This is a genomic window from Salmonella sp. 741265050_HSA, assembly GCF_046569445.1.
GTDB classification, from domain to species: Bacteria; Pseudomonadota; Gammaproteobacteria; order Enterobacterales; family Enterobacteriaceae; genus Salmonella; species Salmonella enterica.
Window position 1 is genome coordinate 364,707 of sequence record NZ_JBKFSV010000002.1, and the last position, 21,776, is coordinate 386,482.

At 53.9% G+C, this 21,776-nt stretch carries 23 protein-coding genes; 9 read left to right on the forward strand and 14 right to left on the reverse strand.

Going from position 1 to position 21,776, the window contains the following annotated elements; all coding sequences use genetic code 11:
• Together ligA and zipA are read right to left on the reverse strand one after the other, a co-directional pair.
• The gene (ligA, locus tag ACLD4F_RS07410) at positions 1-2,016 is read right to left on the reverse strand and encodes an NAD-dependent DNA ligase LigA (protein WP_411010755.1); all 2,016 of its coding nucleotides are present in this window, start codon (positions 2,014-2,016) and stop codon (positions 1-3) included.
• Positions 2,017-2,087: 71 nt separating this feature from the next.
• Entirely contained in the window at positions 2,088-3,074 is a 987-nt protein-coding gene (zipA, locus tag ACLD4F_RS07415) for a cell division protein ZipA (RefSeq protein WP_000983131.1), read from the reverse strand.
• A gap of 231 nt (positions 3,075-3,305) precedes the next feature.
• Here zipA and cysZ point away from each other — a divergent pair, with 231 nt between their 5' ends.
• The 5 genes from cysZ to crr all read left to right on the forward strand — a co-directional run bounded on the left by cysZ (position 3,306) and on the right by crr (position 8,317).
• Complete coding sequence (gene cysZ, locus ACLD4F_RS07420; RefSeq protein WP_000255008.1) at positions 3,306-4,067, forward strand: sulfate transporter CysZ; 762 nt, start codon at positions 3,306-3,308, stop codon at positions 4,065-4,067.
• 311 nt (positions 4,068-4,378) lie between these two features.
• Positions 4,379-5,350: a cysteine synthase A gene (cysK, locus tag ACLD4F_RS07425; protein ID WP_000036904.1), complete on the forward strand. Its 972-nt coding sequence runs from the start codon at positions 4,379-4,381 to the stop codon at positions 5,348-5,350.
• A 383-nt stretch (positions 5,351-5,733) separates the two neighbouring features.
• Complete coding sequence (gene ptsH, locus ACLD4F_RS07430) at positions 5,734-5,991, forward strand: phosphocarrier protein Hpr (protein WP_000487600.1); 258 nt, start codon at positions 5,734-5,736, stop codon at positions 5,989-5,991.
• A 48-nt stretch (positions 5,992-6,039) separates the two neighbouring features.
• Complete coding sequence (gene ptsI, locus ACLD4F_RS07435; RefSeq protein WP_000623114.1) at positions 6,040-7,767, forward strand: phosphoenolpyruvate-protein phosphotransferase PtsI; 1,728 nt, start codon at positions 6,040-6,042, stop codon at positions 7,765-7,767.
• Between the two features lie 40 nt (positions 7,768-7,807).
• Positions 7,808-8,317 (forward strand): PTS glucose transporter subunit IIA, encoded by a 510-nt coding sequence (crr, locus tag ACLD4F_RS07440; protein ID WP_000522253.1) that lies wholly within the window; start codon positions 7,808-7,810, stop codon positions 8,315-8,317.
• Between the two features lie 163 nt (positions 8,318-8,480).
• Here crr and ACLD4F_RS07445 read toward each other — a convergent pair whose 3' ends face one another.
• Together ACLD4F_RS07445 and pdxK are read right to left on the reverse strand one after the other, a co-directional pair.
• Entirely contained in the window at positions 8,481-8,720 is a 240-nt protein-coding gene (locus ACLD4F_RS07445) for a hypothetical protein (RefSeq protein ID WP_000844541.1), read from the reverse strand.
• Positions 8,717-9,583 carry a pyridoxine/pyridoxal/pyridoxamine kinase gene (pdxK, locus tag ACLD4F_RS07450; RefSeq protein WP_000529613.1) on the reverse strand — a complete coding sequence of 289 codons (867 nt, stop codon included), beginning with the start codon at positions 9,581-9,583 and terminating at the stop codon, positions 8,717-8,719. The genes ACLD4F_RS07445 and pdxK overlap by 4 nt, the downstream gene beginning before the upstream one ends.
• Before the next feature lie 82 nt (positions 9,584-9,665).
• Here pdxK and ptsJ point away from each other — a divergent pair, with 82 nt between their 5' ends.
• The 3 genes from ptsJ to ACLD4F_RS07465 are packed head-to-tail and all read left to right on the forward strand — an operon-like array spanning position 9,666 to position 12,128.
• Positions 9,666-10,958 carry a transcriptional regulator PtsJ gene (gene ptsJ / locus ACLD4F_RS07455; protein ID WP_411010756.1) on the forward strand — a complete coding sequence of 431 codons (1,293 nt, stop codon included), beginning with the start codon at positions 9,666-9,668 and terminating at the stop codon, positions 10,956-10,958.
• A 14-nt stretch (positions 10,959-10,972) separates the two neighbouring features.
• Positions 10,973-11,692 (forward strand): type 1 glutamine amidotransferase, encoded by a 720-nt coding sequence (locus tag ACLD4F_RS07460; RefSeq protein ID WP_411010757.1) that lies wholly within the window; start codon positions 10,973-10,975, stop codon positions 11,690-11,692.
• A gap of 58 nt (positions 11,693-11,750) precedes the next feature.
• Positions 11,751-12,128 (forward strand): YfeK family protein, encoded by a 378-nt coding sequence (locus ACLD4F_RS07465; RefSeq protein WP_411010758.1) that lies wholly within the window; start codon positions 11,751-11,753, stop codon positions 12,126-12,128.
• Between the two features lie 32 nt (positions 12,129-12,160).
• On the opposite strand, the gene cysM is transcribed toward ACLD4F_RS07465, so the two are convergent.
• From cysM to ACLD4F_RS07515, 10 genes are all read right to left on the reverse strand, one after another.
• Positions 12,161-13,072, reverse strand: coding sequence for a cysteine synthase CysM (gene cysM, locus ACLD4F_RS07470; protein WP_001093875.1), 912 nt, complete (start codon positions 13,070-13,072; stop codon positions 12,161-12,163).
• A gap of 120 nt (positions 13,073-13,192) precedes the next feature.
• On the reverse strand, positions 13,193-14,290 hold the full coding sequence (gene cysA / locus ACLD4F_RS07475; protein WP_000021076.1) for a sulfate/thiosulfate ABC transporter ATP-binding protein CysA: 1,098 nt from the start codon (positions 14,288-14,290) through the stop codon (positions 13,193-13,195).
• The gene (gene cysW / locus ACLD4F_RS07480; protein WP_023218204.1) at positions 14,280-15,155 is read right to left on the reverse strand and encodes a sulfate/thiosulfate ABC transporter permease CysW; all 876 of its coding nucleotides are present in this window, start codon (positions 15,153-15,155) and stop codon (positions 14,280-14,282) included. The genes cysA and cysW overlap by 11 nt, the downstream gene beginning before the upstream one ends.
• Complete coding sequence (gene cysT, locus ACLD4F_RS07485; protein WP_000881746.1) at positions 15,155-15,988, reverse strand: sulfate/thiosulfate ABC transporter permease CysT; 834 nt, start codon at positions 15,986-15,988, stop codon at positions 15,155-15,157. The genes cysW and cysT overlap by 1 nt, the downstream gene beginning before the upstream one ends.
• On the reverse strand, positions 15,988-17,004 hold the full coding sequence (gene cysP / locus ACLD4F_RS07490) for a thiosulfate/sulfate ABC transporter substrate-binding protein CysP (RefSeq protein ID WP_411010759.1): 1,017 nt from the start codon (positions 17,002-17,004) through the stop codon (positions 15,988-15,990). The genes cysT and cysP overlap by 1 nt, the downstream gene beginning before the upstream one ends.
• Positions 17,005-17,161: 157 nt before the next feature.
• Positions 17,162-17,953 (reverse strand): SDR family oxidoreductase UcpA, encoded by a 792-nt coding sequence (gene ucpA, locus ACLD4F_RS07495; protein WP_000517460.1) that lies wholly within the window; start codon positions 17,951-17,953, stop codon positions 17,162-17,164.
• A 247-nt stretch (positions 17,954-18,200) separates the two neighbouring features.
• The gene (gene yfeX, locus ACLD4F_RS07500) at positions 18,201-19,100 is read right to left on the reverse strand and encodes a porphyrinogen peroxidase (RefSeq protein ID WP_000084583.1); all 900 of its coding nucleotides are present in this window, start codon (positions 19,098-19,100) and stop codon (positions 18,201-18,203) included.
• Between the two features lie 94 nt (positions 19,101-19,194).
• Positions 19,195-19,770, reverse strand: coding sequence for an RpoE-regulated lipoprotein (locus ACLD4F_RS07505; RefSeq protein WP_000838971.1), 576 nt, complete (start codon positions 19,768-19,770; stop codon positions 19,195-19,197).
• Positions 19,771-19,831: 61 nt separating this feature from the next.
• Positions 19,832-20,281, reverse strand: coding sequence for a DUF2919 domain-containing protein (locus ACLD4F_RS07510; protein ID WP_047607523.1), 450 nt, complete (start codon positions 20,279-20,281; stop codon positions 19,832-19,834).
• On the reverse strand, positions 20,268-20,693 hold the full coding sequence (locus ACLD4F_RS07515) for a GNAT family acetyltransferase (RefSeq protein WP_000406008.1): 426 nt from the start codon (positions 20,691-20,693) through the stop codon (positions 20,268-20,270). Before ACLD4F_RS07515 ends, ACLD4F_RS07510 begins: the two co-directional genes overlap by 14 nt.
• Before the next feature lie 212 nt (positions 20,694-20,905).
• Between ACLD4F_RS07515 and amiA the strand changes: the two genes are divergently transcribed.
• The gene (amiA, locus tag ACLD4F_RS07520) at positions 20,906-21,775 is read left to right on the forward strand and encodes an N-acetylmuramoyl-L-alanine amidase AmiA (RefSeq protein ID WP_000102880.1); all 870 of its coding nucleotides are present in this window, start codon (positions 20,906-20,908) and stop codon (positions 21,773-21,775) included.
• Position 21,776: the final 1 nt, after the last annotated feature.

A 21,776-nucleotide genomic window follows, 5' to 3' on the forward strand; every position in this document is an offset into this window, starting at 1 on the left:
TCAGGCACCCAGTAAGCGGATCATTTCCGCTTCATCAATCACGGTAATACCCAGTTCCTGCGCTTTGGCCAGTTTCGAACCCGCCGCTTCACCGGCAATCACCAGATCGGTTTTCTTCGATACGCTGCCTGCCACTTTCGCGCCCAGCGCCGCTAAACGCGCTTTAGCGTCATCGCGGGACATCTGGCTCAGGCTACCGGTTAGTACCACGGTTTTACCGGCAAACGGGCTATCGATCTCTTGCACATTAATGATTACCGGCGCGGGCCAGTGCACCCCTTCCGCCAGTAGCTGCCCAATCACATCACGATTACTCTCTTCGGCAAAAAAGTTAAAGACGTGCGTAGCGACCACAATCCCCACGTCAGGTACTTTCTGCAACTCGTCAATGGTGGCGGCCTGCAGCGCCTCCAGCGTGCCGAAATAAGCCGCCAGCCCCGCTGCCGTCGCCTCACCCACTTCACGGATGCCCAGCGCATAGAGAAAACGCGCAAAGGTCGTCGCTTTGGCTTTTTCCAGCGCGTTAATAACATTTTGCGCGGACTTTGGCCCCATTCGGTCCAGGCCGGTCAGTTTACCCGCCGTCAGACGGAACAGATCCGCTGGCGTATGGACATACTCCCTTTCCACCAGTTGGTCGATGATCTTATCGCCCATCCCGTCTACATCCATCGCCCGGCGCGACACAAAATGTTTCAACGACTCTTTACGCTGCGCGCCGCAAATCAGCCCGCCGGTACAACGGGTAACGGCTTCGCCTTCAACGCGCTCTACGTCCGATCCGCACACCGGACAGTGCGTTGGAAACACAATCGGACGCGTCTCTTCAGGGCGTTCGGACAGAACCACGTTGACCACCTGAGGGATCACATCGCCTGCCCGACGGATAACCACCTTATCGCCAATACGCAAGCCAAGCCGTTCAATTTCATCGGCATTATGCAACGTGGCATTGCTGACCAGCACACCAGCCACCTGAACCGGTTCCAGACGCGCTACCGGCGTAATCGCCCCGGTGCGCCCTACCTGAAACTCAACGTCGCGCACAAAAGTCATCTGCTCCTGAGCAGGAAATTTAAACGCCACCGCCCAGCGCGGCGCGCGGGCCACAAAGCCCAGCTGTTCCTGCAAAGCCAGCGAGTTGACCTTAATCACCACGCCGTCGATATCAAAACCGAGCGTGGGGCGATCTTTTTCGACGTTGTGATAAAAATCCAGTACCGCCTGGGGAGAATCGCACAGCGTCACGCGATCGCTGACCGGTAACCCCCACGCTTTAAATTGCAGCAAACGCCCCAGATGCGTATCCGGCAACTCGCCGCCTTCCAGAATACCGACGCCGTAGCAGAAAAATGTTAGCGGTCGCTTCGCCGTAATACGCGGATCGAGCTGACGCAGCGAGCCCGCCGCCGCGTTACGCGGGTTAGCAAACACTTTGCCGCCAGTACGGCGCGCGTCTTCATTGATCTTTTCGAACCCGGCCTGCGGTAAAAATACCTCTCCGCGAACTTCAAGACGCGCCGGAATGTTATCGCCGTGCAGCTTTAACGGAATGGCGCGAATCGTGCGCACGTTTGAAGTGATATCTTCACCGGTGGTGCCGTCGCCACGCGTCGCAGCGCTCACCAGCACGCCGTTTTCATACAGAATGCTGACCGCCAGGCCATCCAGTTTTAGCTCGCAGCACCAGATGACATTTTCCGTGCTTTTTAGACGATCCTGCACTCGCTTGTTAAACGCCAGGAAGCTTTCTTCATCAAATACGTTATCGAGCGACAGCATCGGTACTTCATGGCGAATCTGGTTGAATGCCGTCAGCGGCGCCGCGCCAACGCGCTGCGTGGGCGAATCCGGCGTGATAAGGTCCGGACGTTGCGCCTCCAGCTCTCGCAGTTCCCGCATCAGGCGGTCATATTCGGCGTCGGGAATCTCTGGCGCATCCATCACATGATACAGATATTCATGATGGCGAAGCGTGGTTCGCAGTTCTGTCAGTTGTTGTTCGATTGGTTCCATATCACACCATCAATGATAAAAAACCCCCGACAGGCGGGGGTTACGTTAAAAATGTCACACCTGCGTTAACCTCAGGCGTTAGCGTCCATCACCTCGCGGATGCGGTCCTGATATTCGCGCAGTTTCTGCGGCGTCATCATCCGACGCTGGTCATCCAGCACGACGCCACCGACCTCATCAGCGATATGCTGCGCGGATTGCAGCATCAGCTTGAAATTCTGCAGCGCATCGCCGTAAGACGGTACCTGCATAAAGATAGTGACGCCAGGCGTAGTGAAGTCCGTCATTTCAGGATCGAACGTTCCCGGATTGACCATATTCGCGAGACTGAACAAGGCCGGGCCGCTGCCGTCCGGGCTCAAATGACGATGGAAAATATTCATATCGCCAAATTTAAAGCCTGACTGCTGAATACTGTTCAGTAACACTTCACCATTAAGCTCGCTGCCATGATGGGCCGCGACGTTCATAATGATGACCGCCTCTTTACGCTGCGGTTTTTCCACAACCGGCGCTTCTTCCACTACCGGTTCAGCCTCAACCACAGGTTCCGCAGGCTGGAAGGTTTGCGCTGATGGCGGCGGCGCGGGCTGCGCAACAGGCTGCGGCGCTTGCGACGGCGGTGCAGACTGCTGTTGCGGCGGCTGTACCGGCGGCGCAGATGGCTGAACCTGCTGAGGCTGCGGCGCAGGTTGGACCGGTTGCTGAACCGGCTGTTGCATCGGCGCTTGCGGCTGCGGCGGCGCCGCTGGACGCGGTTGCGCAGACGCATAAGGCGGCTGGTACTGGTGTTGCGGCGACTGACGAGGGGCATCATGCTCCTGCGACTGGCCGGGGGCATGATTTACGCGGTGAACACGAACTTCACCCACGCCTTCGTCTTCTTCGACATCGTCGTCATACGAGTCGTCGTCGCGTTTCGATTTCATGCGTTTTAGTGGACGATCGCGGAACATAGAAGATCGTTCTTTACGGCTGGTCCAGAAACCATGTACCAGTAAAGCGATTATGGCGATCGCGCCAACAATGATTAATATCAGACGCAAATCCTGCATCATTATATTCTCTGTTGTTCTAACACCTTGCCACCACGGCAAACATTTACTCACTAAGAGTATTTGCCGATTACGTCAAGTGCAAGTGTACTGTTGGCTTTCGCAGCATAAAGATGAAGGAAAATGTGCTTTTTGCTGTTTTTTCGAACATTTCCGAACTATCCACCGTCTGATAACCGGGTAAGATATCCCACGTTTACCCAGGGCTTTAAGAAAAAGGAGTATGTCCTGAATATGGTTTCATCATCCACAACCGTACCACGTAGCGGCGTCTATTATTTCTCGCAAGGATGGAAGTTAGTCACCCTACCGGGAATCCGCCGCTTTGTTATTTTACCTTTGCTGGTCAACATTGTGCTGATGGGCGGCGCATTTTGGTGGCTGTTTACCCAGCTTGACGCCTGGATACCTTCGTTGATGAGTCATGTGCCGGACTGGCTGCAATGGCTGAGCTATCTGCTGTGGCCGATTGCGGTTATCTCTGTTCTGCTGGTCTTTGGCTATTTTTTCTCTACCCTCGCCAACTGGATCGCCGCGCCGTTTAACGGCCTTTTAGCCGAACAGCTTGAGGCGCGGTTAACCGGCGCAACGCCGCCAGATACCGGCATACTCGGCATCATGAAAGATGTACCGCGCATTATGAAACGTGAATGGCAAAAGCTGGCGTGGTATCTGCCGCGCGCTATCGTGCTGCTGGTTCTCTATTTTATTCCTGGCATTGGCCAAACCATCGCGCCGGTGCTGTGGTTTTTGTTCAGCGCCTGGATGCTGGCGATCCAGTATTGCGACTACCCGTTTGATAACCACAAAGTGCCGTTTAAAACGATGCGCGCCGCGTTGCGCACGCAGAAGGTGGCGAATATGCAATTTGGCGCGCTCACCAGCCTCTTTACGATGATTCCGGTGCTTAACCTTTTCATTATGCCTGTCGCCGTCTGTGGCGCGACGGCAATGTGGGTTGATTGCTGGCGTGCTAAGCACGCGTTATGGAAATAACGTAAAAATGTATAAATAAGAGATGGCTTAGAGCCTATCCCACCAGGCGTTATTGGCGCAGCCAGTTTGGACACGGACAGCGCGCAAAAACCGGAGCGTACACGTAGTACGTGAGGATTTTGAGCACTGCCCAGGTCCAAAATGGCAAGTAAAATAGCCCTAATGGGATAGGCTCTTATGCTGTCTCTTATTCCATACTGATAACCATTATTCACCATCAGCATATAGATATGCGAAATCCTTACTTCCCCATATCTGGCTGGAAGGTATGCTGGGAAGGTATCCCAATTTCATACAGTTAAGGACAGGCCATGAGTAAGATTTATGAAGATAACTCGCTGACTATCGGTCATACGCCGCTGGTTCGACTGAACCGTATCGGTAATGGACGCATTCTGGCGAAGGTGGAGTCGCGCAACCCGAGCTTCAGCGTCAAGTGCCGTATCGGCGCCAATATGATTTGGGATGCCGAAAAGCGTGGCGTACTGAAACCTGGCGTGGAACTGGTGGAGCCGACCAGTGGCAACACCGGTATTGCGCTGGCGTATGTCGCCGCCGCGCGCGGTTACAAACTCACCCTGACCATGCCGGAGACCATGAGCATTGAACGCCGCAAGCTACTCAAAGCATTAGGCGCGAATCTGGTGCTGACCGAAGGGGCGAAAGGGATGAAAGGCGCTATTCAGAAAGCCGAAGAAATTGTCGCCAGCGATCCGCAAAAATATCTCCTGCTCCAGCAGTTCAGCAACCCTGCCAACCCGGAAATCCATGAAAAAACCACCGGCCCGGAAATCTGGGAAGACACCGATGGTCAGGTGGATGTGTTTATCTCCGGCGTCGGCACTGGCGGTACGTTAACCGGCGTCACGCGTTATATCAAAGGGACGAAGGGTAAAACCGATCTTATCACCGTTGCGGTAGAACCCACTGACTCCCCGGTTATCGCCCAGGCGCTGGCTGGTGAAGAGATCAAACCGGGCCCACATAAAATTCAGGGCATCGGCGCAGGCTTCATCCCGGGCAACCTGGATCTGAAACTGATTGATAAAGTGGTTGGCATCACCAATGAAGAAGCCATTTCTACCGCGCGCCGTCTGATGGAAGAGGAAGGTATTCTGGCGGGAATTTCTTCCGGCGCCGCGGTTGCTGCAGCGCTTAAGCTGCAGGAAGATGAAAGCTTTACCAATAAGAATATTGTGGTTATCCTACCTTCATCAGGTGAGCGTTATCTGAGCACCGCGTTGTTCGCCGATCTCTTTACTGAGAAAGAACTGCAACAGTGATGCCAACATGTTAAAAACGCGTAAAAAAGCACCTTTTTGGGTGCTTTTTTGTGGCCTGCTTCAAACTTTCACCTCACCTGGCATTGATTCACCCTGCCGGAACTGGTATTTAACCAGACTAATTATTTTGATGCGCGAAATTAATCGTTACAGGAAAAGCGTTAGCTGAATCGATTTTATGATTTGGTTCAAATCTTCCTTTCGCGGCATAATGTTTAATGACGAGCGAAACGTCAGCGGCCATAAGTTGCCAGCAACGGATTGCGTAGAACACCTTTTGTGTCGCGTCCCGTTTACGCCGGCGCTAACAATACAGGCTAAAGTTGAGCCGCCAGGCTAGACTTTAGTTCCACAACACTAAACCTATAAGTTGGGGAAATACAATGTTCCAGCAAGAAGTTACCATTACCGCTCCGAACGGTCTGCACACCCGCCCTGCTGCTCAGTTTGTTAAAGAAGCAAAAGGCTTCACTTCTGAGATTACTGTGACTTCCAACGGCAAAAGCGCCAGCGCGAAAAGCCTGTTTAAACTGCAGACTCTGGGCCTGACTCAAGGCACCGTCGTCACCATCTCCGCAGAAGGTGAAGATGAGCAGAAAGCGGTTGAACATCTGGTCAAACTGATGGCGGAACTCGAGTAAGTTTTTTTCCGGGTTCTTTTAAAAATCAGTCACAAGTAAGGTAGGGTTATGATTTCAGGCATTTTAGCATCCCCGGGTATCGCTTTCGGCAAAGCACTGCTGCTGAAAGAAGACGAAATCGTCATTGACCGGAAAAAAATTTCTGCCGACAAGGTTGATCAGGAAGTTGAACGTTTTCTGAGCGGTCGTGCCAAGGCATCTGCGCAACTGGAAGCGATCAAGACAAAAGCTGGTGAAACGTTCGGTGAAGAAAAAGAAGCCATCTTTGAAGGGCATATTATGCTGCTCGAAGATGAGGAGCTGGAGCAGGAAATCATAGCCCTGATTAAAGATAAGCACATGACGGCTGACGCAGCCGCGCATGAAGTTATCGAAGGTCAGGCCACTGCCCTGGAAGAACTGGATGACGAATACCTGAAAGAGCGTGCGGCTGACGTACGTGATATCGGTAAGCGCCTGCTGCGCAACATCCTGGGTCTGGCCATTATCGATCTGAGCGCGATTCAGGAAGAAGTTATCCTGGTTGCCGCTGACCTGACGCCGTCAGAAACCGCACAGTTGAACCTGCAGAAAGTGCTGGGCTTCATCACCGACGCGGGCGGACGCACGTCTCATACCTCCATCATGGCGCGTTCTCTGGAACTGCCAGCGATCGTAGGTACCGGTAGCGTCACCGCTCAGGTGAAAAACGGCGACTATCTGATTCTGGATGCCGTAAACAACCAGGTTTACGTCAACCCGACCAACGATGTTATTGAGCAACTGCGCGCCGTCCAGGAGCAGGTTGCGACCGAGAAAGCGGAACTCGCAAAACTGAAAGATCTGCCGGCAATCACGCTGGATGGACATCAGGTTGAAGTTTGCGCCAACATCGGTACCGTTCGCGACGTTGAAGGCGCTGAGCGTAACGGCGCGGAAGGCGTTGGTCTGTATCGTACTGAATTCCTGTTCATGGATCGCGACGCGCTGCCGACGGAAGAAGAGCAGTTTGCCGCCTATAAAGCGGTCGCTGAAGCGTGCGGCTCGCAGGCGGTTATCGTCCGTACCATGGACATTGGCGGCGACAAAGAGCTGCCGTACATGAACTTCCCGAAAGAAGAGAACCCGTTCCTGGGCTGGCGCGCCGTGCGTATCGCCATGGATCGCAAAGAGATCCTGCGTGACCAGGTTCGCGCGATTCTGCGTGCCTCCGCTTTCGGTAAATTGCGCATTATGTTCCCGATGATCATCTCTGTTGAAGAAGTTCGCGCGCTGCGCAAAGAGATTGAAATCTACAAACAGGAACTGCGTGACGAAGGTAAAGCATTTGACGAAAGCATTGAGATTGGCGTGATGGTGGAAACACCGGCTGCGGCGACAATTGCGCGTCATTTAGCCAAAGAAGTTGATTTCTTTAGTATCGGCACCAATGATTTAACGCAGTACACCCTGGCAGTTGACCGTGGTAATGATATGATTTCACACCTTTACCAGCCAATGTCACCGTCCGTACTGAACTTGATCAAGCAAGTTATTGATGCTTCTCATGCAGAAGGTAAATGGACTGGCATGTGTGGTGAGCTTGCAGGCGACGAACGTGCTACACTTCTGTTGCTGGGGATGGGTCTGGACGAATTCTCTATGAGCGCCATTTCTATCCCGCGCATTAAGAAGATTATCCGTAACACGAACTTCGAAGATGCGAAGGTGTTAGCAGAGCAGGCTCTTGCTCAACCGACAACGGACGAGTTAATGACGCTGGTTAACAAGTTCATTGAAGAAAAAACAATCTGCTAATCCACGAGATGCGGCCCAATTTACTGCTTAGGAGAAGATCATGGGTTTGTTCGATAAACTAAAATCTCTGGTTTCTGATGATAAGAAAGACACCGGAACTATTGAGATTGTTGCCCCGCTCTCTGGCGAGATCGTCAACATCGAAGACGTGCCGGATGTAGTTTTTGCTGAAAAAATCGTTGGTGATGGCATCGCTATCAAACCAACCGGTAACAAAATGGTCGCCCCTGTTGACGGTACCATCGGCAAAATCTTTGAAACCAACCATGCGTTCTCTATCGAATCCGATAGCGGCATTGAGCTGTTCGTTCACTTCGGTATCGACACCGTTGAGCTGAAAGGCGAAGGCTTCAAGCGTATTGCTGAAGAAGGTCAGCGCGTGAAAGTTGGCGATCCGGTCATCGAGTTCGATCTGCCGTTGCTGGAAGAAAAAGCCAAGTCTACCCTGACTCCGGTTGTTATCTCCAACATGGATGAAATCAAAGAACTGATCAAACTGTCTGGTAGCGTGACCGTGGGTGAAACTCCGGTTATCCGCATTAAGAAGTAATTCTTGCCGCAGTGAAGAATGGCGCCTTTGGGCGCCATTTTTTTTGCCTGTAGGCCGGATAAGGCGCTTGCGCCGCCATCCGGCGATGGTGCGGCGCACAGCCTGATGGCGCTACGCTTATCAGGCCTACAAGGTTGCGAACATTTCAGCGCCAATCCACGAGTTACAACTGCGAGGTCACCGGGCGAAAGCACTTCTCGCGCATCAGGATCTTCATCCCATCCGGGCCACTCTCCAGCATCCTGCGTTCGGAATCGGACACTTGCAACTCGCACTGATAGCCGCCAGTGATGCCAAACATCGCCCGCGCTACGCAAATATCTTCCAGCGCGTCCAGCCCGCTCGTTTCAAAATGCCCCACGATACGTCCCTGCTGGCGAACTACCAGCCGATAACTCTTCATCGCGCCTCCCCTGCCGGCGGCAGAATTAACTCATCACAGCCACACTGCTGTGTCCAGGTCATCACCTCCAGCACGCGCTGCGCCGCATCTTTTGCCGCGGTCGTCAGTTTTTTTCCCTGCACAATACCGCTGACCAGCTCGGCGCAAAAGAGATCTCCCGTCCCTTTTAACTCCGTCGCCACCCGCGGATGGGCAAAGACCTCCACGACCTGCGCGGTAACGACGGCAACCGTTATGGTCTCCAGAGATTCGCCCGGCGCGCTGGTGATAACCACCCATTTCAGCGTATCGGAAAGCAGCGATTGCGCCGCCGCCACCGCCTCTTCCAGCGTGCGACACGGTTTACCACTCAGCATCTCCAGCTCAAATACGTTCGGCGTTAGCCCCTGCGCCTGCGGCAACAAATGCGTGCGATAAGCCTGCGGAATTTCCGCCTGCACATACATTCCACTGTCGGTATCGCCAATGACCGGATCAACAAGAATACACACCTCCGGATGCGAAGCCCGGATCGCCATTAGCCACTTCGAAAGCAAGACAATTTGGTCTGCGCTGCCCATGTAACCGGTGGTAATCGCTTTTAATTCACGTAGCGCATCGCGCTCATTCAACGCCGTAAGGTAGCCTGCAAACCACTCGGCGGGAATAATGCCGCCATAAAACGTTTTATAGTGCGGCGTATTGCTGAACAGCACCGTCGGAACCGCCGTCACGCGTAGTCCCTGCGCTTTAATGGCCGGAACAGCGATACTGTTGCCTACGCTGCCGTACACGACCTGTGACTGGACGGCGACGATATCGGTCTGTAACGCCCGATGGTTGTCGTCGAAGAGCACTGACTGAATATCACTCTCTTGTCCCATAAAATTTTCCTCTCGCTGGACAGCAGGCTACCGCCTCATTATCATTGTCATATGCTAAAATTCATTTTGTCATAGGTCAATAATGATCGACGGAAAAACCGCTAACGAAATTTTTGACAGTATCCGTCAACACATTATCGCCGGCACGTTACGGGCGGAGGATTCGCTCCCGCCGGTACGGGAGCTGGCAAGCGAATTAAAGGTGAACCGCAATACCGTCGCAGCGGCGTATAAACGGCTGATAACGGCGGGACTGGCGCAAAGTTTAGGCCGCAATGGGACGGTGATTAAAGGCAGTCCGTCTCCCGTAGCGCTGGAAGGCGGCGATCCGCATACGCCTCTGCACGACCTTTCCGGCGGCAATCCCGATCCGCAGCGTCTGCCTGACCTTAGCCGTTATTTTGCCCGTCTCAGCCGCACGCCGCATCTCTACGGCGATACGCCCGTTTCCCCTGAACTACACGCCTGGGCGGCGCGCTGGCTACGGGATGCCACTCCCGTCGCAGGCGAAATTGATATCACCAGCGGAGCTATCGACGCTATCGAAAGACTGCTTTGCGCGCATCTGCTGCCGGGCGACAGCGTCGCGGTGGAAGATCCCTGTTTTTTAAGCAGTATCAATATGCTGCGCTATGCCGGTTTTAGCGCCAGCCCGGTCAGCGTAGATAGCGAAGGAATGCAGCCTGAAAAGCTGGAGCAGGCGCTAAACCAGGGCGCGCGGGCAGTGATCTTAACGCCGCGCGCACACAACCCTACCGGCTGTAGCCTGAGCGCTCGCCGTGCCGCTGCGCTGCAAAATATACTGGCGCGTTACCCTCAGGTAGTGATCATTATCGACGATCACTTCGCTCTACTTTCTTCGTCGCCCTGGCAGTCGGTTATTGCGCAGACAACGCAACACTGGGCGGTGATACGCTCCGTTTCCAAAGCCCTCGGCCCTGATTTACGTCTTGCTATTGTCGCCAGCGACAGCGCGACCTCGGCAAAACTTCGGCTGCGGCTAAATGCCGGTAGTCAGTGGGTCAGCCATCTGTTACAGGATCTGGTCTACGCCTGCCTGACCGACCCTGAGTATCAGCACAGGCTGGCGCAAACGCGGCTGTTTTACGCCACCCGGCAACAAAAACTGGCCCGCGCCCTACAGCAATATGGCATCGCCATTTCTCCCGGCGACGGCGTGAATGTCTGGCTCCCGCTGGACACCCATAGCCAGGCTACCGCGTTTACGCTGGCAAAATCCGGCTGGCTGGTACGTGAGGGAGAAGCCTTTGGCGTAAGCGCGCCGTCTCACGGTCTACGTATCACGCTGTCGACATTAAATGACAGCGAGATCAACACGCTGGCGGCTGATATCCATCAGGCGCTAAATCGCTAACAGGAGAAAATAACGTGCGAGTTCATTTTGTTGTCCATGAGTCGTTTGAATCCGCTGGCGCTTATCTGAAATGGGCTGAAGATCGCGGTTATACCATTTCATGGTCGCGCGTCTATGCCGGAGAAGCGCTACCGCCCAATGCCGATGAGTTCGATATGCTCGTGGTATTTGGCGGTCCGCAGTCGCCGCGCACCACCCGCGAAGAGTGCCCGTACTTTGACTCTCGCGCCGAACAGCACTTAATTAATCAGGCGATTACGGCCCGGCGAATGGTTATCGGCATTTGTCTTGGTTCGCAGCTCATTGGCGAGGCGCTGGGCACCGCTGTGTGCCAGAGTCCGGAAAAAGAGATTGGTCACTACCCTATTACGCTCACTGAAGCCGGTCTGCGGCATCCGCTTATCGCCCACTTTGGCTCTCCGTTAATCGTCGGCCACTGGCACAACGATATGCCAGGACTCACCGATCAGGCGACCGTGCTGGCCGAAAGTGCCGGCTGTCCACGTCAGATAGTGCAGTACGGTAATTTTGTCTACGGCTTCCAGTGTCATATGGAATTTACCGTCGAGGCGGTTGAAGGATTAATCCAACATTCGCAGCAGGAGCTGGCCGACGCGCAAGGGAAGCGTTTTATCCGCTCGGTTGCCGAGATGCGCGCATGGGATTACCAGCAAATGAATGAAAAGCTGTGGCGTTTTCTGGATGAACTCACGCTGGCGCACTCACAGAAATAACCACACCAGGAGTGCAACTTATTACCCGGCTAACGGTCTGAGGTGCAGTGATTATCGCATGAAAAAGGATTTTACCATGAAGAAAATTGTCTGCGCCGTCGTTGCGCTCCTGCTGACCCTCCCCGCCTGGGCGAAGCTAAACGCCCACGAAGAAGCGCGCATTAACGTCATGCTGAATGCGCTAGCGCAGAAAAAGGATCTGACATTCGTTCGTAACGGTGATGCGCATAACTGCGAGGAAGCCGTATCGCACCTGCGCTTAAAACTGGGCAACACGCGCAATCGTATCGACACCGCCGAACAGTTTATCGATAAAGTCGCGTCGTCGTCGTCCATCACCGGAAAACCCTATATCGTTAAAATTCCCGGTAAAAGCGATGAAAACGCGCAGCCTTATTTACATGCGCTTATTGCGGAAACGGATAAAACGCTATAACACACGGGTGCCATACGACGATGGCACCTCGTTTAAATCCCTGCCCCCTGGCTGAAATGCTCTTCACCAAACACGCCGGTAGACAAGTAACGGTCGCCGCGATCGCAGATGATCGCCACCACTACCGCGCCGGGCGTGGCTCGTGCGACGCGTAACGCGCCCGCTACCGCGCCGCCAGAGCTGACGCCGCAGAAAATCCCTTCACGAACGGCCAGTTCACGCATGGTGTTTTCGGCATCATTCTGATGAATATCCAGCACCTCATCTACCAGCGAGGCGTTAAAAATGCCCGGCATATATTCCGCAGGCCAGCGTCGAATGCCCGGAATACTGCTGCCCTCTTCCGGCTGCAGGCCAACGATAGTGACCGGTTTTTCCTGCTCGCGCAGAAAACGCGACACGCCGGTAATGGTGCCGGTCGTGCCCATGCTGGAGACAAAATGGGTGATGCGACCTGACGTTTGCCGCCAGATTTCCGGGCCGGTGGTCGTGTAGTGGGCATACGGGTTATCGGGATTATTAAACTGATCGAGCAGTTTGCCCTCGCCTCGTTCAGACATAGCGAGCGCTAAATCGCGCGCCCCTTCCATTCCCTGCTCTTTAGTGACCAGAATCAGTTCCGCGCCATAGGCCCGCATTGCCGCCCGACGCTCCTGGCTCATGTTGTCTGGCATCAATAGCTTCATGCGATAACCTTTCAGCGCGGCGATCATCGCCAGCGCAATGCCAGTGTTGCCGCTGGTCGCTTCAATCAGGACATCGCCCGGTTTAATTTCCCCGCGCTTTTCCGCCTCGACAATCATCGATAGCGCCGCGCGATCTTTCACCGATCCTGCCGGATTATTGCCTTCCAGCTTGACCCAGATTTCACTGCCGTTATCCGGCGCCAGACGTTGTAATTTGACCAGCGGCGTATTGCCGATGGTTTGTTCTAATGTATTCACGTTTTCAGCTCAATAAAAATGCCGGGTGGCGCTGTGCTTACCCGGCCTACAAAATCACGATATACGCTGTAGGCCCGGTAAGCGTAGCGCCACCGGGCGATAACTATACAAATTAACCTATCAGGCCGATTGCGCCAGAGCAAGTTCCTCTTCACGCGTTTCAATACGCTGGTCGCCGTTATACAGACGCGCTTTTTGCAGTCCAACAAACAAACGCTCGCCGCGAACCGGAACATCCTCACCCGCCATCACCACCGTCAGCGGATCGTGATACCACCCCAGCGGCTGCACCACTAGCTGTGTATAATGACCTTTCGGGCTGGCCTCAATGACCTGTACTGGTAGCGGAGAATCCAGGCTGGTGCGGCGGCTAATATCCACCTCCCACGGACGCAGGAACAGATCGACCGGCCCCTGGTACGCGGGCGTATAACCCAGCGGCCAGCGATGCGCGCCAACGTGAAACTGCCCGCCGCGGACGGTGCCTGTCAGGCGGTTCACCTCGCCCATAAACTCCAGTACGAAGCGGGTTGCCGGTTCACGCCACACCCGATCCGGCGCATCAGCCTGTTCGATATTGCCCTGACTCATCACCACCACCCGATCCGCCACTTCCGTCGCTTCTTCCTGATCGTGGGTGACAAAGACGCTGGTGAATTTCAGTTCTTCATGTAGCTGGCGCAACCAGCGACGTAACTCTTTACGTACCTGGGCATCCAGCGCGCCAAAGGGTTCATCCAGCAGTAGAATTTGCGGTTCTACGGCAAGCGCGCGCGCCAGCGCCACGCGCTGTTTTTGTCCGCCGGAAAGCTGGGCGGGGAAGCGATCCGCGAGGTGCGCCAGTTGCACCATCTCCAGCAATTGCGTCACTTTCGTTTTAATCGCCGCCGCAGTTGGGCGGTCGCGTCGCGGCAGCACCGTCAGGCCAAAAGCGATGTTGTCAAACACCGTCATATGGCGAAACAGCGCATAGTGCTGAAACACAAAACCGACTTTACGCTCACGCGCGTGCAGGCGGCTAACGTCCGTACCGTGGAAACGAATATGGCCGCTGGACTGATGTTCCAGCCCGGCAATAATGCGCAGCAGCGTCGTTTTGCCGGAACCTGACGGCCCCAACAAGGCAACCATCTGGCCGGAAGGAATATCCAGCGAGATATCATTCAGTACCTGAGTACGACCAAACGATTTCTTAATTCTGGCGATCTCAATGCTCATGATTTTCCTCCTGTTGCACGCGTTTTTCCTGATTCTCCAGACGCCATTGCAACATGCTCTTCAAAAACAGGGTAATAATCGCCATTAGCGTCAACAATGCGGCGGCGGTAAAGGAGCCGACGGTGTTGTAGTCCTGCTCCAGTAATTCAATCTGTAACGGTAGCGATAACGTTTCGCCGCGAATCGAGCCGGACACCACCGACACCGCGCCAAACTCGCCAATCGCGCGGGCGTTGGTTAACACCACGCCGTAAAGTAGCGCCCAGCGAATATTCGGCAACGTCACGCGGCGAAACATTTGCCAGCCGGATGCGCCCAGTAAAATCGCCGCCTCATCTTCCTGACTGCCCTGACTGAGCATCACTGGCACCAGTTCGCGCACCACAAACGGGCAGGTGACAAAAATAGTGACCAGTACCATCCCCGGCCAGGAGAACATCATTTGCAAATTATGCTCATCCAGCCAGCCGCCCAACGGGCCGTTGGAGCCGTAAAACAGCAGATAGACCAGACCGGCCACCACCGGTGAGACGGCAAAGGGAATATCCAGCAGGGTCAGCAGTAGCTGACGTCCGGGGAAGTTAAAGCGCGTCACCAGCCACGCCAGCAGAATACCGAACACCAGATTCACCGGCACTGCGATCAAGGCAATCAACACCGTCAGCCAGATGGCGTGCAGCATGTCCGGATCGGCCAGATTTTGCAGTACCGGCATTAACCCTTTGCTGAACGCCTGCACGAAGATGTAAATCATCGGCACCAGCAGGATAAACGCCGAAACCAGCATCCCGACGCCAATCAGAAACCATTTTCCCCAGTTAATACGGGGGACGTCGTATCGCTTCAATTGAGTCACTTCCGCCATTAATGACCTACCACACGTCGACCAAAGCGACTTTGCAGAGTGTTAATTGAGAACAGCAGCAGCAGTGATGCCGCAAGGATCACCGAGGCAATGGCGCTGGCGGCGGGGTAATCAAACTCCTGCAAACGCACAAAAATCATCAGCGAGGTCACTTCTGTTTTCCAGGCAATATTTCCAGCGATAAAAATCACCGCGCCAAACTCGCCAAGGCTACGGGTAAAAGAGAGCGCCACGCCGGCAATCAGCGCAGGCGACAGCTCAGGCAGCACGACTTTGCGAAAACTTTGCAGGCGGGTGGCCCCCAGCGTTTGTGCCGCTTCTTCATATTCCGGCCCCAGCTCTTCCAGTACCGGCTGGACGGTGCGCACCACAAATGGAATGCTGGTAAAGGCCATCGCCACCGCAATACCGAGCCAGGTATAGGTCACTTTGATATCAAACTGCGCAAGAAACTGACCGTAGAAACCGTTCACTGAGAACAGCGAGGCCAGCGTTAACCCCGCTACCGCTGTCGGCAGCGCAAATGGCAGATCCATCAGCGCATCCAGCAACGTGCGCCCCGGAAAACGGTAGCGGGTTAAAATCCACGCCATCAGCAGACCAAACACGCCGTTAAAAATCGATGCCACAAATGCCGCCAGTAGCGTCACTTTATAGGCAGCCACCACCTGAGGGTTGGTCACGACATCCCAGTATTGCGACCAGCTCATCTGTGAGAGCTGCATCACCAGCGCGCTCAACGGCAACAGCAGGATCAGGCAGACAAACAGCAAACTGGTGCCGAGGCTTAACGTAAAGCCGGGCAGCACGCGTCGGGAAGAAACGGCAAGCATTACTTACGCCCCGCCGCCAACAGTTTGTCCAGCTCGCCGCCGCTGGCAAAGTGCGTTTTCATCACTTCCGGCCAGGAACCAAACTTGTCTTCCACGCGGAACAGTTCGGTCTGCGGGAATTTATCTGCTTGCTTGCCCATGATTTCCGGGTTATTCACGCGGTAGTAGTAATGGGTGATGATGGTCTGCGCCTGCGGGCTATACAGCCAGTTCAGGTAAGCTTTGGCGGCTTTTTCTGTGCCGTTGGCCTGCACGTTTTTATCCACCCAGGCAACCGGGAATTCAGCAAGAATGTTCGTTTTCGGGATCACCACTTCAAATCCCTGGGCTTCATATTGTTTGCGGATGTTGTTCACTTCCGATTCAAAACTAATCAGCACATCGCCCAGACCACGCTCGGCAAAGGTAGTCGTAGCGCCGCGGCCGCCGGTATCAAACACTTCGACGTTTTTCAGGAACTGGATCATAAACTGTTCGGTTTTGGCTTTATCGCCGCCGTCCGCGTTATCCGCCGCGCCCCATGCCGCCAGATACGTGTAACGGGCGTTGCCGGAGGTTTTCGGGTTAGGGAAAATCAGCTTCACGTCGGAACGTACAAGATCGCTCCAGTCGTGAATATTTTTCGGGTTCCCCTTGCGCACCAGGAAGCCCATCGTGGAATAGAATGGCGAACTGTTGTTCGGCAGACGGCTTTGCCAGTCGGCAGGGATCAGTTTGCCTTTATCATGAAGAATCTGTACGTCGGTCACCTGATTGTAGGTCACGACGTCTGCCTTCAGACCCTGCAAAATCGCCAGCGCCTGTTTTGATGACCCGGCATGAGACTGCTTAATCGTCAGCTTATCGCCGCCGTTATCCTTCGCCCATTGTTGCTCAAACGGCGGGTTAAGGGCGGCAAACAGCTCGCGGGAGACATCGTATGAGCTGTTCAGCAGCTCCGTTGCCTGCGCCTGCCCTGCCAGTAACAGCATTGCTGCCAGCGTCAGGGGTCTCTTTTTCAGTAAGTTAACGGCCATTGCGCACCCTTATAAATTTAATGACTTTCTTATGGTCATCATATTTATAACCAGCGCTAAAGGAGTAACGGTTTTATATACCGTTTGATGATTTGAAAGTTGAAAAGGGAATAAGAGAATCCCTCCCCACGCGGCGCGGGGAGGAGACCGGCATCAATCAGACGCCTACGCTTACGCTTTCAGGCAGGGTACTGCCGCCATCAATGACGTTTTGCGTTCCGGTAAGATAGCTGGACTCATCGGAAGCCAGAAATGCCGCCAGTTCCCCTACTTCCAGCGGATCGGCAAGACGGCGTAGCGGAATAGCTTTTGCCATTTCCGTTAATACCGATTCCGGATCGTCAGGGTTAGACTGACGGGCAATGCTTTCCGCCATCGGCGTTCTTACATAACCGGGGCAAATGGCATTCACACGAATACCGGACTGCGCATACTCTACCGCCAGCGATTTGGTTAAACCGACAATGGCGGCTTTTGACAGCGCATAGGCCGTTTCACCCGGGTCCGCCACCATATCTCCCGTGACGGAAGACATCATCACAATGCGGCCATCTTTACGTTTAATCATCTCCGGCAGGACGGCTTTGGTGACGTTCCAGACACCTTTAATATTAATATCAATGTGGAAATCGCGATCTTCTTCACTCATATCGAGGAAGTTGCCCAGACGGCACACGCCAGCGTTATTCACCAAAATATCAATTCTACCTTCAGTCTCTTTGGCGCGCGCAACCGCCGCCTGCACCGAAGCAAAATCTCTGACGTCAGCCTTAACGGCAGTACAGCGATGTCCGCGCCCGCCCAGCTCATCCGCCAGCTTTTCAATCTCATCGGAGATATCCAGCAAGATTAAGTTCGCGCCGTGGCGTGCGAATACGCGAGCGATCCCTTCGCCAATGCCCTGCGATGCGCCCGTAATCAATGCTGTCTTGCCCGTGAGTTTACCCATTTTCAATGTCTCCTTTTGAATATGGAGTCTTACACTCCATTAACACTGAAAATACAGTAATAACAAATAAGTGCTGAGGAATAGCTCACTAATTCAGGTAAATATTAGGTAAAAAAATCCCCGCGGAGGCGGGGATGGGCATTTTTATGCTGTTTCATGCTGTTCTGCCTGATGGCGCTGCGCTTATCAGGCCTACCAATCGTAGGTCGAATAAAGCGTTTGCGCTGCCATCCGACAGGGTTTTACCTTATAGCGCTAACAGGCGATCCAGCGACGGCGCAAAATAGTAGCCGCCAGTCACCGGTTTGGTGAAGCGCAGCATCGCGTCGCGTTTACCGTCGGTATCGCCGAACATACTCAGAAGCTGCTGTTCGATATTGTGCAGGCGTGCGCAGTAAGCGCAGAAATAGAGACCATGAGTACCGCTGGCGGTGCCGTATGGCAGGCTCTGGCGCACAATCTTCAGCCCTTTGCCATCTTCTTTGAGATCGACGCGGCTCAGGTGAGATGTTGCCGGACGCGCATCGCCGTCAATCTCTTCATTGGCTTCTTTGGTACGCCCGATCATCATCTCCTGATCGTGAATACTCATCCGGTTAAGTTGCTTGAGATTGTGTTCCCAACGCTGCACGAACACATAACTGCCGCCGGCATCCACGCCATCTTTGATCACCGCCACTTCACGACGCGTCTCTTCGCCCGCCGGGTTCTCTGTCCCGTCGACAAAGCCGCTCAGATCGCGTTCTTCCACCCAACGGAAGCCGTGAACTTCTTCTTTCACGTCGATACAGTCGCCGAAGGCTTCCATCGCCGCCTGAGCAACAGAAAAATTCACATCGTGGCGCAGGGAAAGGATATGGATCAGCACGTCATACTGCGTGGCTGGCGCCAGTCCTTTACCATAAGGAATAAAATCTTTCAGTTCTTCCGCCCCGACGCCGCCACTCAGGGCACGCCAGGTATTGTTGCCAAACGCCACAACGGCCCCAAGATGGGCGTCCGGAAATTTGACTTCGAAGGTCGCCAGTTTATCGGCAAATGTTCTGCTGGCCGCGCGCAGGGCGTCCAGGTCGCCTTTTACATTGGCTTCAATCCAAATTGCCGCACGGCAATGTTCCGGCAAAATGCCACTTTGAACCTGAGACATGATTCCTCCTGAAAATGAGAATGCCACGCAGTCGTGGCATTAATGGAGGCTATTTTACCTTGTTTTTAAGCGAAGCGGTTTGTTCAGGCGCAAATTAACGACGCCAGATAATTTTGCGCACGTCCCAGTTTTTTAAGACGTCATCAGGAGGCATTAAGCCTTCCGGTCCGCTCCACTCGCCGGAGAAAACATAGCTAATATGCTGACTTCCCTCAGCTTTACATTCGACGCTGGTATGGCTATCGCTGGAAACCGGCTCGCAGTGACCAAAAGCTTTGCTGTAAAGGTCGCTAAACGGCGTACCGATTTTGCCCCCCGCGGCAGTTGGGATATCGCTGTCCAGCACATCAATACGGCTCACGGTTCCCTGCTCGCCGTTGATCACCATCGCGACGCTGTCGCCCTTCATCGCTTCGAAAAAGCGCACCACGTTGCCGTTATCGGTTTTCATACCACTACGCAGGCGATAATCGCCATCTAATGCCTCTGCAATAGCCGGCTCTTCCAGCGGCGTGGCGGCGGTCAGCGCTCCCACGCCTTGCTCAGTGACTTCTGTCGAGGAACCAAACCAGTTCCATGGATTTGCGGCAGACCAGTTGACCGAGGAGAGCGTCGAGCAGCCGGTCAGCGCCAGCGGCAGTGCGAGTAAAGTCAAACGCAGCGATTTCATCTCACTTCCTTTCTTTTATTAATTAACGTTGGTTGGAGTACGGGTTCGCCAAAAAGTGCCGTTATTCTTTCTCAAGGGAAAAACAGGCACGCAAACGTTGATTGGTTAACAGCCAGATCAGCGCGACGATGTCCGCCAGCAGCAGCGCCAGCCCGACGCCGTTGACCGGGTCGCCACCCAGCCACATCGCCGGCAGCCAGCACAACGACACCAGTTGAGCGAGGATCAGGAATCCGCGCAGCCAGCGCCACACACCAGGAAACGCTTCACGCCGCCCGCTGAGTAAAAACGCCACTACCGCCGGAACGCCGGGCAACAGCCCCAGCCAAAAATTATCATGGTCGGGATAAAAAAAGTTTAACAAAGTATTACCCTGTCCACGGGATGAACCGGCAATGACAAAGAGTACCCAGGCGCGCGCCTGAAGTAGCAGTACGCACCAGAACAGAAACGGCAGGCGTAAACGTCCGTGTACATCATAATCGGCTGGATGAAACTCAGTACTCTTCATCTTCAATCAGGCGTTTACCCAAACTTAGGGCGTCAGAATGCTCATACCCCAGACGTTCATACATGCCCAGCACAACATCGTTATCATCGCGCACCATAATTTGGATTTTCGGACACCCGCGGGCGATGAGTTTTTTTTCCAGCCGGTTAAGCAGCGCATTCGCAATGCCGCGCCCGCGGAACTCCGGGTGAACGCCCAGGTAATACGCCGAGCCGCGATGCCCGTCATAACCGCCCATTACCGTACCGACGACTTCGCCGCTAACTTCCGCAACGAGGAACAAGCTGACATCGTGATTCACCTTGCGTTCAATATCCATTTCAGGATCGTTCCATGGACGCAGCAGGTCGCAACGCTCCCAGAGGGTAATCACCTCTTCGAAATCTTCCTGGCGAAAAACGCGTATTTCCATGGTATTCGTTGCCTTTTCGGGTGGAAAAACCAAGATTATGGCGCAAACATCTGATTCAGCCAATATCTGACGCGATGTAGCGGAAAAAATGGCATAATGGCGATGTGTCACGTATTGAAATGAAAAGTAAAACAATTCTCATCACCAACCGTCGTAACGGATTACGCGATACGATATAACATCTTGAACTTAATTTTCACAACTCAGGCCGTATGAGCACTTTTAAACTCCTAAAAACTCTCACTTCGCGCCGCCAGGTACTCAAAACAGGTCTGGCGGCCCTGACGCTGTCAGGTATGTCGCACGCAATAGCCAAAGAAGAAACGCTAAAAACCAGTAATGGTCACAGCAAACCCAAAACCAAAAAAACCGGCAGTAAACGGTTGGTGATGCTCGACCCCGGACACGGCGGCATCGATACCGGCGCGATTGGCCGCAACGGTTCTCAGGAAAAACACGTCGTACTGGCAATTGCCAAAAACGTACGCGCTATTTTGCGAAATCACGGAATCGATGCGCGTTTAACCCGGACAGGGGATACCTTTATTCCGCTGTACGATCGGGTGGAAATCGCCCATAAGCACGGCGCGGATCTGTTTATGTCCATTCATGCCGATGGTTTTACCAATCCGAAAGCGGCGGGCGCTTCCGTTTTTGCGCTTTCCAACCGCGGGGCCAGTAGCGCCATGGCGAAGTATCTCTCCGAACGTGAAAACCGCGCAGACGAAGTGGCGGGTAAAAAAGCCACTGACCGGGATCATCTATTACAACAAGTTTTGTTTGATCTGGTGCAAACCGATACGATTAAAAACAGTCTGACGCTGGGTTCGCATATTCTCAAGAAAATCAAACCCATACATAAATTACACAGCCGCACTACCGAACAAGCGGCTTTCGTGGTGCTAAAATCACCGTCAATTCCGTCGGTACTGGTCGAAACCTCGTTTATTACCAATCCGGAAGAAGAACGCCTGCTGGGCACGACGGCGTTTCGCCAGAAAATCGCTACGGCGATCGCCAACGGCATCATCAGTTATTTTCACTGGTTTGATAATCAGAAAGCACACACGAAGAAACGGTAAT